The sequence below is a fragment of the Methylobacterium sp. 2A genome (assembly GCF_009806555.1).
Lineage (GTDB): Bacteria > Pseudomonadota > Alphaproteobacteria > Rhizobiales > Beijerinckiaceae > Methylobacterium.
In genome coordinates, this window is record NZ_VUOK01000003.1 from 539,320 (window position 1) to 554,846 (window position 15,527).

Here is a 15,527-nt window from a genome sequence, read left to right on the forward strand (position 1 = left end):
CCGAGGAGATTACAGATGCCAATTGGGATCGGTATCGGACACGGGGCGGATCTGCGCCCCGGTGCGACGCGGAGCCTGCGCTTCTTCGGCCCCGAAGGGGTCCACGCCGGTGCCCTCTGGCTTGCTGCGACCGTTCCGGTGCTGGGAACGCTGCTGCTGCTCGCCCGGCTCGCGTCCTGACGGAAACGCCTCGCCTAGGGGGCGTCGGTCGTGCCCTGGGATCTGCCCGCTTGATCGGCCCGGGTCGGCTCGGTCGGAGCGTTCGAGGTCTTCACGGGCGGGAACAGGGCCGCCAATCCGGCGGCAACACCGTAGAGAATCGGGTCCGAATTCAATCCCGCCCGCGGGGGATGAAGATCACTTGTCCGCATCATTCGCCTGCGGGCATCGCGCGCATTCGCGAGCATCCGTCCGCGCCCTCACGTCTGTCAGTCACCATTTCGAGATGGGTCAATGCGAGCTTCCGCGATTCGTTGCCGCGGGCGCTTGATTTTTCTTGTCGGGACTGGAGCGGCGGAAAGGCCGGAACGCAGGCCTCAGCCGCGTCGGCGCAGGACCGAGAACGTCTGCGTCTCGGAGGGCGGGCAGCTCGCCGGGATCACGCTCATGATCGCCGCACTCGGGCAGCGCGCCCGGCAGCTCTGGGCCGCCTCGATCTGGTCGCGGCCGCAGGCATCGGCGAAGCACAAGGTCCCGAGATCCTCGCAGGTCGCGCGGAAACCGTCGCGCGGCGCGATCTCGCGCAAATCGGCCGCGGATCCGGCGCCCTGGATCAGCAGGAAGCCCATCAGGCCAATCGATGCCGAGAGCTGCGTCATCCCGTGTCCGATTCGCGTCCGCATTGCATGTCGGGTCAGGCTAGCATTGGCAGCCCGGACGGACCGTGCCATTCCCGCGACAGGCGACACTGATCCACGGCTTCGATCCCGGGCGCGTCCGGATGCCGGTGTCGCCGTCCCGAAGATCCCCCGACGAAAGCCCGCCATGCCGCTCTACGCTCTCGAAGACCATGTGCCGGAGATCGCCGACCCAGCCCGCATCTGGATCGCGCCCGACGCACAGGTGATCGGCCGGATCCATCTCGGTCTCGATGTCGGGATCTGGTTCGGGGCGGCCCTGCGCGGCGACAACGAGCCGATCCGCATCGGCGACCGCACCAATGTCCAGGAGGGCGTGATCATGCACGTCGATCCCGGCTTTCCTCTGGTCATCGGGACGGACGTGACGGTCGGCCACGGCGCGATCGTGCATGGGTGTACGATCGGCGACGGCAGCCTCATCGGCATGGGGGCGACGGTGCTGAACGGCGCCCGCATCGGCCGCGGCTGCCTCGTGGGTGCCAATGCCCTGGTGACCGAGGGTAAGGAATTCCCGGATCACAGCCTGATCGTCGGAGCGCCTGCGAAGGCGGTGCGCATCCTCGACGAGGCGGAAATCGCGGGCCTGCGTCAGGCGGCCCTGCGCTACGTGGAGAATGCGCGGCGCTACGCAGCCGGCCTGCGCCGCATCGACGCCTGAGATCGGTTCAGGCGCCGCCGGACGATCCGGCCCCTCCGGGAGGAGAGGCCGGTCGGAACCCGTTACTTCTTGGCCTTGCCGCGCTCGATCGCCGCTTCGATCAGCCGGTGGGCCTCCTCCTTGTCGCCCCAGCGGACGAACTTGACCCACTTGCCGGGCTCCAGATCCTTGTAGTGCTCGAAGAAGTGCTGGATCTGCTGGATCGTGATCTCGGGCAGGTCGGTGTAGTTCTCGACCCGGTCGTAGCGCTTGGTCAGGTGGCGCGAGGGGACCGCGATGATCTTCTCGTCCTCGCCGCCCTCATCCTGCATCACCATCACGCCCACCGGACGCGCGCTGATGATCGCCCCCGGCACCACGGCGCGGGTGTTGGCGACCAGCACGTCGCAGGGGTCGCCGTCGCCCGACAGGGTGTGGGGGATGAAGCCGTAATTCCCCGGATAGAACATCGGCGTGTACAGGAACCGGTCGACGACCAGCGCGCCGGATTCCTTGTCCATCTCGTACTTGATCGGTTCGCCGCCGAGCGGCACCTCGACGATCACGTTGATGTCGTGCGGCGGCTTCTTGCCGAGCGGGATGGCGTCGATTCTCATGGCGTTCCGCTTCCAGGATCCGGGGTGCCGGTTCTATCCCGGTTCTCTTAGAGGCGCCGCCCGCTCTTGCAAATCGGTCGCCGCTACGGTTCCGCAACGCGCCTGGGGAAACGTTAGCCGAACAGGAAGCCGATCTTCGGAAGCGGAACGCCCGCAACCCGGTCGAGCACCCGCGGTCCCGGCTTGCCGCCGAGGCCTTCGTAGAAGGCGCCGGCGCGCTCGTTGTCCTCCAGGCTCCAGACGCCGAGCTGCGTCAGTCCGAAATCGGCGAGATCGTTGCGGACCGCCCGGAACAGGCGGCGGCCGAGGCCCACACCCTGATACTCGGGCAGGAGATACAGCTCGTCGATCTCGGCCTCGGTGCCCAGAGCCCGGCTGCGCGTCCGCCCGTAGGCCGCGTAGCCGACGATCCTGTCCACCGTCTCCACCACGGCGACGGGGCGCCCCCGGCGCAGGGCACCGCGCCACCATGCCCGGTCGCGGCCGGCGATCAGGCGCTCCAGGGCGACGCCGGGGATGATGCCGCGATAGGCCTCGCGCCACGACGCATCGAACACCTTGGACAAGCCGCCGAGATCGGCCTCGCGGGCCCGGCGGATGCTCGTGGTGCGCGTGCTCATGGGCTTCGGGCCTCCCCTCGTCCGACCGGCGGATAACCCGCGCGGTCCGCCCAGGTTCGATGCCGATCCGGGCAGAGTGAAGGCAAGATCGGCGCCGGAATCCCGCAGCGCGCGGCCCGAAGGCCGATCCGGTGGTGAATTGCCGGCCCGGCGGGCGGCTGGTAGAGCGCGCGTTCCGTCCCCGCGGCAGCCCGGCCTTGTTCAACCGCTTCCTGAAGCCCGAGACGCGCTACGCGCGCCGCATGGCCCGAATCGCCCGCTTCGAGCGGCCGATCGCCGGCCCGGGTGACCGGCTGCGCGCCTGGGCCAACATGCTGCTGATGGATCACGGCGTGTTCCGGCTCGCCTATCTCAACCGCCACCGGGTCGGCTCGGGGGCGCTGTGGCGCTCCGCCCAGCCCGGGCCGCACCAACTCGCCCGCTTCCGGGCCGAGGGCGTCCGCACGGTCATCTCGCTGCGCGGCGGGCGCGAGCACGGCTCCTGGCCGCTGCAGCGCGAGGCCTGCGAGCGCCACGGGTTGAAGCTCGTCGAATTCGTGCTGCGCTCCCGGGAGGCGCCGGACCCGGCGACGATCCTGGCCGCCAAGGAATTCTTCGCCGGCATCGAGTATCCGGCGGTGATGCACTGCAAGTCGGGCGCCGACCGCGCCGGCCTGGCCTCGGCCCTCTACCTGATCCTGCACGAGGGCCGCCCCGTCGCCGAGGCCGCGCGCCAGCTCTCGGCGCGTTATGGCCATCTCCGCTTCGCCAAGACCGGCATCCTCGACGCCTTCTTCGCCCGCTACCGGATCGAGGGTGAGGCGAAGGGGATCGACTTCCTGACCTGGGTCGAGACCATCTACGATCCGGAGGCGCTCAAGCGGGATTTCCGGCCGGGCTTCTGGTCGGATCTGGCGGTGGATCGGGTGCTGCGGCGGGAGTGAACATTCAAGCTATCGCCGCTTCTCCTGGGCCCGAACATAGCTCTTCAGCACCGCGTTGATCCGGGTTTGGTAACCCGTTCCGGAGCTCCGGAAGTGCCGCAGCACCTCCGCGTCGAGTCGAAGCGTGATCTGCTCCTTGCCCTCGGGCAGCACAGCATCCGCTTCGTCCCAAAAACCGGCGGGAATCGCGCCGGCATCGGGGTCTGTGGCCGCGCGCCGTTCGATCTCCGCATCGCTCATGTCCTTGAAGGCATCGCTGAGCGGTTCGGCCGCCGGCATGTCCTCGAACCCTTCAAACCGGACGGTTGCCCTGCGCACGGGCTCGGGCTTCTGCGTAGACCTGCCTGTCATGGCGGTTCGCCTTCCATGCCGAAATGATGCGGATGTCGTTGTCGCGTTCGACATAGACGACCCGCAGCACTGTTTCATCGTAGGCCCCAGGCTGATGAACCGGCGCTCGCCGTAGTCGCGGCGCCTGTCTTCACGAGTCAGCCGGAAATTCCGAAAGATCTCCGCAGCCTGTCGGAATCCGATGAGATGCTTAGCTTGATTCGCTGCATCCTTGTCGGGGTCTCACTGAAAGCCCATGCCGAAGCGTAGTTACAAAACGTCGTTACGGCAATGACGGGGTATGAGGTACCGTCCCGCGCCTGTCACTCCGCCGCCGGCCTTGCCGCCTCGCGGAACGGATGGGCCGGGTAGGTGCCGATCACCCGCAATTCCCGGGAGAAGAAGCCGAGTTCGTCGAGCGCGCGGGCGAGGCCCGGATCCTCGGGGTGGCCGTCCACCTCCGCGTAGAACTGTGTGGCGGTGAACTCGCCGTCCATCATGTAGCTCTCGAGCTTCGACATGTTGACGCCGTTCGTCGCGAAGCCGCCGAGCGCCTTGTAGAGCGCCGCCGGGATGTTGCGCACGCGGAACACGAAGCTCGTCACGCAAGGTCCCGTCCCGGGCGCGACCGGCTCGGCCTCGGGTGAGAACACCACGAAGCGGGTGGTGTTGTGCGCCTCGTCCTCGACATCGCGCGCCAGGATGTCGAGGCCGTAGACCTCGGCGGCCAAAGCCGGCGCCAAGGCCGCCCGGCTCGGATCGCCGAGTTCCTTGACCTCCCGCGCCGCGCCGGCGGTGTCGCCGGCCACCACCGCCTTCAGCCCGAGGCGCCGGATGATCCGTCGGCACTGGCCGAGGGCATGGACGTGGCTGTGGACGCTCTTCAGCGCCGCGATCTGCGTGCCCGGCAGCACCATCAGCTGAAAATGGATCGGCAGGAAGTGCTCGGCCACGATGTGCAGCGGCGAGACCGGGATCAGGTGGTGGATGTCGGCGACGCGCCCCGCGATCGAGTTCTCGATCGGGATCATGGCGCGCTGGGCCCGGCCCTCCGTGACCGCCGCGAAGGCGTCCTCGAAGCTGGCGCAGGGGAGCGGCGTCCAGTCCGGATAGGCCTGCGCGCAGATGATGTGCGAATTGGCCCCGGGTTCCCCCTGATAGGCGATGGTGCGGTCTGTCATGGCTCGCGGATTCGTCGGGCGGTCAGTTCGGGCGCCGGCCCTGGAGCAGGGCGCGGGCGCGGTCCAGGTCGGCTTGGGTGTCGACGCCGAGCGGCAGGTCGTCGACGATCACGGCGTCGATGCGCATGCCGGCTTCCAGCGCGCGGAGCTGTTCCAGCTTCTCGCGGCTCTCCAGCTCGCCCGGCGGCAGGGCGACGAAGCGGCCGAGCGCCGTGCGGCGGTAGGCGTAGAGGCCGATATGGTGCCAGAGCGGCCCGTCGCCCCAGGGGGCGCGGGCGCGGGTGAAGTAGAGGGCGCGCAGCCGCCCGGGGCCGACCGAATGGCCCACGAGCTTCACGACGTTCGGATTGTCGGCCTCGTGCGGGTCGGTGATCGGCGCGCAGAGCGTCACGATGTCGACGGTGCGGTCGGCGAGCGGCACGACGGAGGCGCCGATGATCGCCGGATCGATGGTCGGCAGATCGCCCTGCACGTTGACGACCACATCGTGGCGGCCCTCCGGATCGACGCTCTCGAGCGCCTCGGCGAGCCGGTCGGAGCCGGAGGGATGGTCGGCCCGGGTCATCACCGCGCGGCCGCCCGCCGCCTCCACGACCCGGGCGATCTCAGCCGTGTCGGTGGCCACGACCACGGGGCCGATCCCGGCCTCGACGGCCCGGCGCCAGACATGGACGATCATCGCCTCGCCGGCGATGTCGGCCAGCGGCTTGCTGGGCAGGCGCGTCGCCGCGAGGCGCGCCGGGATCAGGACCAGGGGATCGGACATCGCGTTCGGACCCGACGATTCGCAGCGCACGCCCGGACCGGGACGGCCCGCCGGCGTGCGGGCCGGCTGCTTAACAGGCCGGTCTCCGGTTGTCGTCCCCCGGTCCGGGGCACGGTCTCGGCGAAAAGTTGCCGCCCGGTGACAAGCTTGACGATTCGATGGCACAATTCTGCGCCGGAGCGACGCTGAGGCCCTTGCCGGCATTGTCAGCGACCGTCCGGAACGGCTAAGGCAACCTCGAAATCTTCCAATGTCCGGCGTCCGAGCTCGCTCGCCCGTGATCAGGCGCGCGACGGGCCCGGGCCGAGACGCGAGAAGAGCATGAACTCGTTCGAGGTGAACAAGGTCCTGGGCGCAGTCCTCGGCGCCCTGTTGTTCGCGGCCGGATCGGGTTTCGTCGCCGAATTGATCTACCATCCGAAGCCGGCGGGCAAAGCCGGCTACGACCTGCCCGAGCCGGAGCACGAGGCCGCTGCCGCCGCGGCGCCGGAGGCCAAGGTCGAGCCGATCGCGGTCCGGCTGGCGAGTGCCAATGTCGAGAAGGGCGAGGCCGGCACGAAGGCCTGCCATGCCTGCCACAATTTCGAGAAGGGCGGCCCGAACAAGGTCGGCCCGGACCTCTACGGGGTGGTGGAGCGGCCGAAGGGCTCGCATCCGGGCTTCGAGTACTCGGCCGCCATGAAGGAGAAGGGCGGCACCTGGACCTACGCGGATCTCGACGAGTTCCTGACGAACCCGAAGGGCTACGTGAAGGGCACCAAGATGGCGTTTGCCGGCATCGCTTCGCCGCAGGAGCGGGCCAACGTCATCGCCTACCTGCGCAAGAACGCGGATGACCCGAAGCCGCTGCCGGCCGTCGAGAAGACCGAGGCGCCGCCCGCGGCCGCCCCGGCGGCGGCGAAGCCGGGGGACAAGCCGGCCGCCGCACCCGCCGACAAGCCGACGGCCGCGCAGCCGGCCGCTTCCAAGCCCTCGGAGGGCAAGGAGAGCCCGGCCAAGCCCGCCGATGCCGGTACCGCCAAGCCGGTCGAGGAGAAGTCTCCGGGCTCCCCGCGCGCGCCGAGCGAATCGAGCGACCGCAACGCCCCGACACCGCCGGCGGCCGCCCATGACGGCGACCAGCAGGGCCAGCCGTCGAGCGCGATCCCGGCCGAGCCGACCGCGCCGACGGCCCCGGCCGCCAAGGAGCCGGCTGCGCAGGCCAATCCCGAGGCGGTCGACCGGGCGAAGGAGCTCGACGTCACCGTCCCAGGCAAGGACCCGAACGCCCCGGCGCCGAAGCCGTAGCGGCTCCCGCCTGTCAGCCGCGTTCTGCCGGCATGGCTCCGGGCCCGGCCTTTGCTGTAGCGCGACCGCGCCCGGCATGCTGCCGGATCGAGAACCGCGTAGGATCCCGTGGCTGACCGAAGTCCCGAAACGGAGGAGCGCCGGGCGTCCCTCCTGCTCCTCGTCGCCGTGACCATGACCGGGACGGTGGCGCTCCACATCTTCGTGCCGGCGCTGGCCGCCGTCGCGGTCGATCTCGGCACCAACGCGGCCGGCGCGCAGCTCACCATCACCGTCTACCTGATCGGGCTCGCCGGCGGGCAGCTCCTCTACGGGCCGCTTTCGGACCGGTACGGAAGGCGGCCGATCCTGATCGGCGGGCTCGGCGTCTACCTCGCCGGGCTGCTGCTCGCGATCCCGGCCCCCAATATCGGCGTGCTGCTGGTGGCGCGGGTGCTCCAGTCGCTCGGCGCCTGCGGCTCGCTGGTGATCGGCCGTGCCATGGTGCGCGATGTCTCGACCCGCGAGGACGCCGCCCGCAAGCTCGCGATCCTCACCACCGCGATGACGCTCACCCCGGCCCTGGCGCCCGCGATCGGCGGCGTCGTCAACGAGGCCTTCGGCTGGCGGGCCGTGTTCGTGGTGCTGGCCGCGCTCGTGGCGGTGCTCGGTGTGCTGGTCGTGTTCACCCTGCCCGAGACCAACCGGCACAAGGTGGCGCTGCCCGGCTTCGTCGCGGTGCTGGCCGGCTATATCCGGCTCGTGCGGATCCCGGTCTTCCGCGCCTACCTCGTGGCGGGGGCCTGCGGCGGCACCAGCCTCTACGCCTTCCTGGCGGTGGCGCCGTTCCTGCTCGTGGACCGGCTCGGACGCTCCTCGCAGGAGGTCGGGTTCGATTGCCTGATCGTGGTGTTCGGGATGGTCGGCGGGGCGGTCCTCGCGAGCCGGCTCGCCGCGCGGGTACCGATCCGGACGGCGGCGCGGCGCGGCAACCTGCTCTGCATCGCGGCGGCGGTGACGCTGCTGATCGTCGACCGCACCGGGATGCTGGGCGTCGTCAGCCTGATCGCCCCGCTCTTCGCCTACGCGGTCGGCGTCGGCCTGCTGAGCCCCAATGCGGTGGCGGGGCTCATGAACGTCGTCCCGCACGCCGCCGGCTCGGCCTCCAGCCTCTATGGCTTCACGCAGATGACCTTCGGGGCCCTGTTCACGGCCGCCGCCTCCGCGTGGCCCGCCACCTCGGCGACGCCGGTGGCGCTGGCGCTGCTCGCGGCCGGGCTGATCGCGGCCCTGGCGCTGCGGCGGGCGTGAAGCCCAGTCGGGTCCGTGACGGAGCCCGAGGAGGGCGGAACGGTCTCGGCGGGTTCGGCATTGAGAGGCCCCAACAGGAGGAGAAACGCCATGCAGCGCTTGCCCATCATCGTCCTGGCCACGCTGGCCCTCGGCGGAACCGCCTTCGCGGCCGAACAGGGCGCCGCGTCCCGGACGCCCGGTCACGAGATGCAGGAACACGGCAGCAGGGCGGGCAGCCCCGGTGCATCCGGCTATGCGCCCGGCCATGAGATGAAGTCCGGCCCCTCTGACGCGACCGGCTCGACCTCGCGGATGGGCGGCTCGGGAACCGCGACCTCCGGCACCAGCGGTTCCGGCGCCCGGCGCTAATTGCCCACGATCCGCCCCGCCTGATCGACCGAGCGGGCGGGGCGGCCTTCTAGACCGAGCTGTCGTGAGTCCCGGCGCGGACGGCCTCGACCGGGCCGGAGACGCGCTCGGAAAATCCTGCTTCCAAGTCCAGCCACAGCAAGCGCGCCGGATCGACCGGCCCCGGCAGGATCAGCCGTCCGGGCGGGACCGGGCTGAAGCCGAAGCGGCTGTAATAGGGCGCGTCGCCCACGAGGATCACCAGCCCTTCCCCGGCGTCCCGCGCCGCCGCGATCGCCGCGCGGGTGAGGGTGCCGCCGATGCCGCGGCCTTCGAAACTCGGATCGACCGCGAGCGGCCCCAGCATCACGAAGCGCGTCGCGCCGGTGCGGACCGGGCCCATCCGCACCGAACCGACCAGGAAGCTGCCGACCCAGGCGGTGACGCCGAGATCCATCCGCTCGGCCGCACCCTCGCGCAGGCGATAGGCGGTGCGGGCGAAGCGGCCGGGGCCGAAGGCCCGGGCCTGGAGGCGCGCGATGGCGGGGGTGTCCTCCGGCCGCTCCGGCCGGATGACGAGGGACAGGACGGTCACAGGACGCTCGCGGATCGGACGGAGCCGCGTAGCAGCGCCGGGCCGGACCCGCAAACGGCATTTTGACAACGAATTGTCAATTTGACAGTATGCTGCGAAAGTGCTACGCGTTCGGCCAAGATGTCGAGCCGATCCAAAGAACCTGAATGCGTGTGCCGCCCGCGCGACGTCCTGACGGCTCTGATCCTCGACGTCTTCCGGTTGAACGGCGCGCTGCTGGCGGCCGGGGACGGCCTTGTGGCGGATCTCGGGCTCACCAGCGCGCGCTGGCAGGTGCTCGGCGCGATCGCGCTGGCCCCCGTGCCGCTGCCGGTGGCGCATCTCGCGCGCACCATGGGCCTGACCCGGCAGGCCGTGCAGCGCTCCGTGGGCGAGATGGCGGCGGATGGCCTCGTTCGCCTCGCGCCCAATCCCCATCACCGGCGCGCCATGCTGGTCACCATGACCGCGGCAGGCGAGGCCGCCTACCGCGCCGCGCACGCGCGCCAGCAGCGTTGGGCCGAGGCCCTGGCCGACGGGCTTTCCGCCGAGGCTGTCACGGCGGCGGGCGATCTCCTGCGCACCCTGCGGGGCCGGCTCGACAGCGCCACCGATCCCGTCACGCCCCATCCACTGGAGGAGGACCACCATGCCGACATTCATCGAGACCGATCGCGCCGTCGCGCTGGCGGATCAACTGAGGGATGAGGGCGACGGCCCGGTCGTCCTCGTCAACACGTTCGTGGTGCCGCCCGAAGGAGCCGACAAGCTCCTGGCCGCGTGGCAGGTGGACGCCGCCTTCATGAAGCGTCAGCCCGGCTTCATCACGACCCAGCTCCATCGGGGGATCGCCGGCAGCGGCGCGTTCCTGAACTACGCTGTCTGGGAATCGGTCGCGCATTTCAGGGCCGCCTTCACCAACCCCGAATTCCAGGGGCGGCTCACGGCCTATCCCGAGGGCACGACCGTCAGCCCGCACCTGTTCCGGCCGATCGCCGTACCGGGTATCTGCGTGGCGTGAGCCTGCCGGGCGACCCTACTCGGCGGCGGCCAGCGCGGGCCGGTCGCCGCCCTGCGTCAGCTTGAGGAAGCCGATCGCCGCCAGCCAGATCACCGCGCCACACGCCGCGGCGCAGCCCAGCACCAGCCCGAATCCGCCGCGATCGTGCAGCAGCGCGATGGCCGGCACCACGAAGCCGCTTGCCGTGAAGCCCACGAAGTAGCGCACGCTGTAGGCCCGGGCCCGATAGGCCGGGGGCACGTAGCGGGCGATCATCGCGTCGTTGATCACCACCTGCCCGTAGATCGCCGTCATGGCGATCACGAGCCCGGCGAGCAGCGGCAGGCCGCTGGAGACGGCCGCGATCCCCAGCCCCAGCGGCTGCAGCACCGAGAGCGCCACGAACAGCGTCGGCAGGCTGTAGCGGTCGATCAGGCGGCCCATCGCGAGCTGCATCAGCGCGCCGAACAGGAACACCACCGTAGCCAGCGACCCGGTGAGCGCCAGCGGCAGGGCTTGGCCGACGCCCTCGTCGATCACCTTGGGCAGGCTGATCGTCGTCAGGTTGAAGGTCAGGCCGCCCGCGAAGATCGCCAGGGCGAACATCGCCATCAGGGCCCAGGGTCGCGTGACGGGGATCACCGCCGCGCCGCCGGCCTTCTTGCCGCTGCCCTCGCCGTCGCCCGGGACCAGCGCCAGGAAGGCCGCGCCGCAGGCGAGGCAGATCAGGCCCGGCACCACGAAGGCCGCACGCCAGCTGATCGCGGCGGCGAGCAGCGCCGTGACGCCGGAGGCCGAGGCCGCGCCGAAATTCCCCCAGACGCCGTTGATGCCGAGATCGCGCCCGAGCCGCCGGGCATGGGTCACCAGCATCGCAGAGCCGACCGGGTGGTAGATCGCCGAGGCGAGCCCGAGGACGCACAGCCAGAGGGCGAAGGCGAGCGGCGTCGAGGCGGTGGCGACGCCCAGGCACGCGAGCCCGTAGCCGAAGAAGAACACCGCCAGCATGTTGCGCCGTCCGAACCGGTCGGCGAGCGATCCCATCGGCAGGGAGCACAGGCCGAAGGCCACGAAGGCGCCGGTGGCGAGCCCGATCAGCTCGCCGTAGCCCAGGCCGGTCTGAGCGGCGATGGCGATGACGGCGGTCGGGTAGATCAGCAGCACGAAGTGATCGAGCGCGTGCGCGACGTTGACGAAGCGCAGGGTGCGGCGGGACAGGGTGTCCGAATCCATCGCGGCGTATCCTCCGGGAGCGGACCCTGATAGCCTGACCCGATGGAGGTGTCGGGCCGGATATGCATGCGAACGGGCCATTTCTGACGCCGGCTGGGCGATCCACGGATGCCGCCGACTATCAGGACGTGCCCCGCGCCGTCGCGGTGATGCCCAAGGCCTACGCGGCCGGGATGATGCTCGACCGGCACTTCCACCCGCGGGCGCAGCTTCTCTACGCCACCGCCGGGCTGATGATGGCCTCGGCGGAGGACGGCACCTGGGTCGTGCCCGAGGGCCACGCCCTCTGGATCCCGCCGCGCCTCCCCCATGCGGTGGCGACACACGGCGCGGTGGCGATGTGCTCGGCCTATCTCGATCCCGCCGCGGTTGCGGGCTTCCCGGCGGGGTGCCGGGTGATCGCGGTGTCGCGGCTGCTCGCGGCAGCCCTGACGGCGCTGGCGGAGGAGCCGGTGCTCTACGCCGAGGAGGGCCGCGGCGGACACCTCGCGGCCCTGGTGCTCGACGAGATCGGCCGCGCGCCTGCGACGCCGCTCACGCTGCCGCTGCCGCGGGACCCGCGCCTGCGCCGGGTCTGCCTCGGATTGATCGAGGATCCGGCTTCGGAGGACGATCTCGACGCCTGGGCCGACCGGGCCGGGGCGAGCCGGCGCACGCTGACCCGGGGCTTTCGCGCGGAGACGGGCCTGAGCTTCGGCGACTGGCGGGCGCGGGCGCGGGTGATCCGGGCGCTGGCGCTCACGGCCGAGGGTATCCCGCCGCGGGCGGTGGCGGCGGCGGTGGGCTATCGCAGTGCCCAGGCGCTGCGCTTGACGATGGGACGGGTGTTGAAGACCCATCCTCCGAGCTCCGTGTCCTGATCGGGAAGGGCTCTCGTGTCTGCGCCGGGCTCGGCCCGCCAGACGATCACTGCGCCGCCGCGACGGACCGGGCCAGATCGACGGCCTGGTTGCGGATATCCGGCACGGCCGTGCATTCCCAGTATGTGCCGCGGAGCAGTGGGCCCAGCGTCCAGAGGCGCGCTGGGGTTTCGGCGGTGCCCATCACCGTCAGATCGGGATGCACGGCGAGGCCGAGGCCGAACGGGCCGGCTTGCACGAGGCCGCGATCGATCAGGTTGCGCAGGAGCGGGTCGGTCGTGTCGGCGACACGACCGACGCCGCGAACATCGAGGATGAGCTGCACGGCGAGGGTTTCGAGTTCGGATGCCCCCCGCGGTCGGTATGTCACGCGCGCTTCACCGGCCTGATCCTCGATCGCCACCAGCTTGCCGGCCCGCACCTGCAGCGAGCCGGCTTCGATCTCGCCGGCGATGGCCGCCCCCACGGGCGGTGCGGCGCGGTGCCGATGCGTGTCCCAGAACGGTCGGAGATGGCGCAGGAAGCGGGCCTTGTCGGCCGGCGGCAATCCGAGCCAGAGGGCGTCCGTGACCGGCCGCAGGGCGTCGATCACCCCATGCCAGCCGATGCCGGCTTCCGCCGCGGCGGCGACCTCGCGACGAATCCGGACCAGAAGCCGGGTGAGCGAGCGGGTTTCGGCGGCTGTGAAGTCCGGACGCGGCCAGGGATCGGCGCGTTGGTGTTCGGCCGGGATCTGACCGCGCCGCGAGAGCGCGATGATCCGTCCGGAAAAGCCGTGGCGCCGAAGACTGATCACCGCGTCGACCATGCTCAGGCCGGTGCCGATGATGAGAACCGGGTGATCCGGATGCAGCCGTCCGTATTGCTCCGGACGCCACGGATCGACACGGAAGCGGCTCGGCGGTTCCTGGGGCGGGGCGAGGTTGCCCATTGCCAGCACCGCACCCGCAACTTCGACGCGTAGGCCGCCCTCGGCAATCAGGACCAGATGGTTCCCATCCGGCACGATGTCGATGATCGTGTCGTTGATCAGATGCAGGCGCGGCATCGTACCGCCCGTCATCGCTTCGGTCAGAAGTCCCGCCAGGTAATCGCCGTAGAGCCCGCGCGCCGCGAAGGTCCCGGCAGGGGTTCGCCAGATGCCGTCACCTCCATGACCGATCGCAGGGCTGCCGGTACCGGCTTCCGCCCCACCCGCGGCGATCTCCGACAGCCAATCCTCGAAATGAGATGGCCGGTCGGGATAGGCGCTCATGTTGGCGGCGCGCACGTTGAGCAGATGGTCGGGGTTCCCGGTGGCGTAGGCACGACCACCCCCGAAACGCTCCGCCCGTTCACACAACAGAACCGGTTGGCGCCGCGGCAAACGGGCGAGCAACTGGATCGCCGCCATCGTGCCGCTGAAGCCCGCTCCGATGACGGCGATCGGACGATGACGCAGTTCTGATTTCGTCGTTTCGTCCTGGTCCAACATCGACGATGAGCCCGCGCCAGAGGACATCGCCTCGGCCCGGGCACCTTCAGGTGCGGCCAGGGCCAAGGCGGCCTTGTTTTTGCCAGCAAAGGCAATCGGTGTCAGCCATGTAAGACCTGTTCAAGGCGCGGGAAGCGAAGCTGATTTCCTAAACGATGCGTTCCGGAGGGAAATCTTCTGCCGATTGTAGGTTCTTATTTTGCGGGGATGACCGGAAACATCTTTATGTTGCGCGCGCCGAAAAGTCGATCCGAGGATCAATCCAGACGTAGATCAGGTCCGAGAGCAGGTTCACCGCGAGCCCGAGCAGGGAAAAGATGTAGAGGGTCGCGAACACCACCGGGTAGTCTCGGCCCACGATCGCTCGGAACGACAGCTCCCCGAGCCCGTCGAGGGAAAAGATCGTCTCGATCAACAGGGAGCCGGTGAAGAAGGCCGAGATGAAGGCCCCCGGAAAGCCCGCGATCACGATCAGCATCGCGTTGCGGAACACGTGGCCGTAGAGCACGCGGCGCTCGGACAGGCCCTTCATCCGCGCGGTCAGCACGTATTGCTTGCGGATCTCGTCGAGGAACGAGTTCTTGGTGAGCAGGGTCGAGGTCGCGAAGGCGCCGATCACCAGGGCGGTCAGCGGCAGCACCATGTGCCACGCGTAATCGGTCACCTTGTGCCACGTCGAAAAACTCTCCCAGCCCTCGCTGGTCAGGCCGCGCAGCGGGAACCATTGGTAGAACGAGCCGCCCGCGAACAGGATGATCAGCATCAGGCCGAACATGAAGCCCGGGATCGCGTAGCCGATGATCACCACGAAGGAGGTCCAGCGGTCGAAGCGCTCGCCGTCCGTCACGGCCTTGCGGATGCCGAGCGGGATCGAGATCGCGTAGGACAGGAGCGTCATCCAGAGACCCAGCGAGATCGAGACCGGCAGGCGCTCCTGGATCAGCTGGATCACCGTCACGTCGCGAAAATAGCTGCGGCCGAAATCGAAGCGGGCGTAGTCCCAGAGCATCTTGGCGAAGCGCTCCGGGGCCGGCTTGTCGAAGCCGAACTGCTTCTCCAGCTTGGCGATGAATTCTGGGCTGAGGCCCTGCGCGCCGCGATAGCGGGAACTCGCCTCGCCGCCGCCACCGGAGGGGCGTGCGCCGCCGCCGAGATCGCCGGAGCCGCCGGTCACGCGTGAGAGCGCGCCGTCGCGCTGGCCCTGGAGCTGCGACAGCACCCGTTCCACCGGACCGCCGGGGGCGAATTGCACGATCGTGAAGGTGATCAGCATGATCCCGAACAGGGTCGGGATCATCAGGCCGATGCGGCGCAGGATGTAGGCGAGCATGGTCTCTCAGAGGCTGACGAAATGAGGCTTCCCATCCACGACCTCATCCTGAGGTGCCGAAGCGGAGCGGAGGCCTCGAAGGAGGGATCCAGAGATCGCCGAGGCATCTGGAGGGCTCCTTCGAGGCCCGCTGACGCGGGCACCTCAGGATGAGGTCGCGGGTGGGAGAGTCGGTGTTTCCAAACGTCCTCGGACGCGATCGTGCAGAGGGACAA

The 15,527-nt window shown here is 69.9% G+C and carries 19 protein-coding genes and 1 pseudogene; 9 read left to right on the top strand and 11 right to left on the bottom strand.

From position 1 onward, the window contains the following. The first annotated feature begins 15 nt into the window (after positions 1–15). Positions 16–180, top strand: a complete 165-nt coding sequence (locus FVE89_RS30420) for a hypothetical protein (RefSeq protein ID WP_202130511.1) — start codon at positions 16–18, stop codon at positions 178–180. A gap of 356 nt (positions 181–536) precedes the next feature. Here the strand turns inward: FVE89_RS30420 and FVE89_RS02680 are convergent, their stop codons facing one another. Beyond that, on the bottom strand, positions 537–818 hold the full coding sequence (locus FVE89_RS02680; RefSeq protein ID WP_160532564.1) for a hypothetical protein: 282 nt from the start codon (positions 816–818) through the stop codon (positions 537–539). 166 nt (positions 819–984) lie between these two features. Between FVE89_RS02680 and FVE89_RS02685 the strand changes: the two genes are divergently transcribed. Further along, positions 985–1,518, top strand: a complete 534-nt coding sequence (locus FVE89_RS02685) for a gamma carbonic anhydrase family protein (protein ID WP_160532565.1) — start codon at positions 985–987, stop codon at positions 1,516–1,518. Between the two features lie 62 nt (positions 1,519–1,580). Here the strand turns inward: FVE89_RS02685 and ppa are convergent, their stop codons facing one another. Then, positions 1,581–2,114 (bottom strand): inorganic diphosphatase, encoded by a 534-nt coding sequence (gene ppa / locus FVE89_RS02690; RefSeq protein ID WP_160532566.1) that lies wholly within the window; start codon positions 2,112–2,114, stop codon positions 1,581–1,583. 113 nt (positions 2,115–2,227) lie between these two features. Then, the gene (locus tag FVE89_RS02695; RefSeq protein WP_160532567.1) at positions 2,228–2,734 is read right to left on the bottom strand and encodes a GNAT family N-acetyltransferase; all 507 of its coding nucleotides are present in this window, start codon (positions 2,732–2,734) and stop codon (positions 2,228–2,230) included. 197 nt (positions 2,735–2,931) lie between these two features. On the opposite strand from FVE89_RS02695, the gene FVE89_RS02700 reads away from it, so the two are divergent. After that, positions 2,932–3,657: a tyrosine-protein phosphatase gene (locus tag FVE89_RS02700; RefSeq protein ID WP_160532693.1), complete on the top strand. Its 726-nt coding sequence runs from the start codon at positions 2,932–2,934 to the stop codon at positions 3,655–3,657. A 9-nt stretch (positions 3,658–3,666) separates the two neighbouring features. Here the strand turns inward: FVE89_RS02700 and FVE89_RS02705 are convergent, their stop codons facing one another. The 4 genes and pseudogenes from FVE89_RS02705 to FVE89_RS02720 form a co-directional block, all read right to left on the bottom strand. Next, the gene (locus tag FVE89_RS02705; protein ID WP_342389800.1) at positions 3,667–3,975 is read right to left on the bottom strand and encodes a BrnA antitoxin family protein; all 309 of its coding nucleotides are present in this window, start codon (positions 3,973–3,975) and stop codon (positions 3,667–3,669) included. A 165-nt stretch (positions 3,976–4,140) separates the two neighbouring features. Beyond that, a pseudogene (locus FVE89_RS31630) lies at positions 4,141–4,191 on the bottom strand (hypothetical protein); the annotation flags it as partial. A 119-nt stretch (positions 4,192–4,310) separates the two neighbouring features. Then, positions 4,311–5,168: a prephenate dehydratase gene (locus FVE89_RS02715; RefSeq protein WP_160532568.1), complete on the bottom strand. Its 858-nt coding sequence runs from the start codon at positions 5,166–5,168 to the stop codon at positions 4,311–4,313. 22 nt (positions 5,169–5,190) lie between these two features. Next, positions 5,191–5,934: a 3-deoxy-manno-octulosonate cytidylyltransferase gene (locus FVE89_RS02720; RefSeq protein ID WP_160532569.1), complete on the bottom strand. Its 744-nt coding sequence runs from the start codon at positions 5,932–5,934 to the stop codon at positions 5,191–5,193. Between the two features lie 321 nt (positions 5,935–6,255). On the opposite strand from FVE89_RS02720, the gene FVE89_RS02725 reads away from it, so the two are divergent. The 3 genes from FVE89_RS02725 to FVE89_RS02735 all read left to right on the top strand — a co-directional run bounded on the left by FVE89_RS02725 (position 6,256) and on the right by FVE89_RS02735 (position 8,862). Next, positions 6,256–7,221: a cytochrome c family protein gene (locus FVE89_RS02725; protein WP_160532570.1), complete on the top strand. Its 966-nt coding sequence runs from the start codon at positions 6,256–6,258 to the stop codon at positions 7,219–7,221. A 108-nt stretch (positions 7,222–7,329) separates the two neighbouring features. Continuing rightward, positions 7,330–8,511, top strand: coding sequence for a multidrug effflux MFS transporter (locus FVE89_RS02730; RefSeq protein WP_160532571.1), 1,182 nt, complete (start codon positions 7,330–7,332; stop codon positions 8,509–8,511). Between the two features lie 90 nt (positions 8,512–8,601). Continuing rightward, the gene (locus FVE89_RS02735) at positions 8,602–8,862 is read left to right on the top strand and encodes a hypothetical protein (RefSeq protein WP_160532572.1); all 261 of its coding nucleotides are present in this window, start codon (positions 8,602–8,604) and stop codon (positions 8,860–8,862) included. A gap of 49 nt (positions 8,863–8,911) precedes the next feature. Here the strand turns inward: FVE89_RS02735 and FVE89_RS02740 are convergent, their stop codons facing one another. Further along, complete coding sequence (locus FVE89_RS02740; RefSeq protein WP_160532573.1) at positions 8,912–9,436, bottom strand: N-acetyltransferase; 525 nt, start codon at positions 9,434–9,436, stop codon at positions 8,912–8,914. A gap of 150 nt (positions 9,437–9,586) precedes the next feature. Between FVE89_RS02740 and FVE89_RS02745 the strand changes: the two genes are divergently transcribed. Together FVE89_RS02745 and FVE89_RS02750 are read left to right on the top strand one after the other, a co-directional pair. Continuing rightward, on the top strand, positions 9,587–10,123 hold the full coding sequence (locus FVE89_RS02745; protein ID WP_342389803.1) for a helix-turn-helix domain-containing protein: 537 nt from the start codon (positions 9,587–9,589) through the stop codon (positions 10,121–10,123). Then, on the top strand, positions 10,065–10,436 hold the full coding sequence (locus tag FVE89_RS02750) for an antibiotic biosynthesis monooxygenase family protein (protein WP_160532575.1): 372 nt from the start codon (positions 10,065–10,067) through the stop codon (positions 10,434–10,436). The genes FVE89_RS02745 and FVE89_RS02750 overlap by 59 nt, the downstream gene beginning before the upstream one ends. Positions 10,437–10,451: 15 nt before the next feature. Here FVE89_RS02750 and FVE89_RS02755 read toward each other — a convergent pair whose 3' ends face one another. Then, entirely contained in the window at positions 10,452–11,648 is a 1,197-nt protein-coding gene (locus tag FVE89_RS02755; protein ID WP_160532576.1) for an MFS transporter, read from the bottom strand. A gap of 62 nt (positions 11,649–11,710) precedes the next feature. Here FVE89_RS02755 and FVE89_RS02760 point away from each other — a divergent pair, with 62 nt between their 5' ends. Then, a complete protein-coding gene (locus tag FVE89_RS02760) occupies positions 11,711–12,508 on the top strand; it encodes a helix-turn-helix transcriptional regulator (protein ID WP_160532577.1) in 798 nt (265 codons plus the stop codon). A gap of 46 nt (positions 12,509–12,554) precedes the next feature. On the opposite strand, the gene FVE89_RS02765 is transcribed toward FVE89_RS02760, so the two are convergent. Both FVE89_RS02765 and FVE89_RS02770 read right to left on the bottom strand, forming a co-directional pair. After that, positions 12,555–13,982 (bottom strand): FAD/NAD(P)-binding protein, encoded by a 1,428-nt coding sequence (locus FVE89_RS02765; RefSeq protein ID WP_160532578.1) that lies wholly within the window; start codon positions 13,980–13,982, stop codon positions 12,555–12,557. Positions 13,983–14,205: 223 nt separating this feature from the next. Next, positions 14,206–15,312, bottom strand: a complete 1,107-nt coding sequence (locus FVE89_RS02770) for a microcin C ABC transporter permease YejB (protein ID WP_160532579.1) — start codon at positions 15,310–15,312, stop codon at positions 14,206–14,208. Between the last annotated feature and the right edge of the window lie 215 nt (positions 15,313–15,527).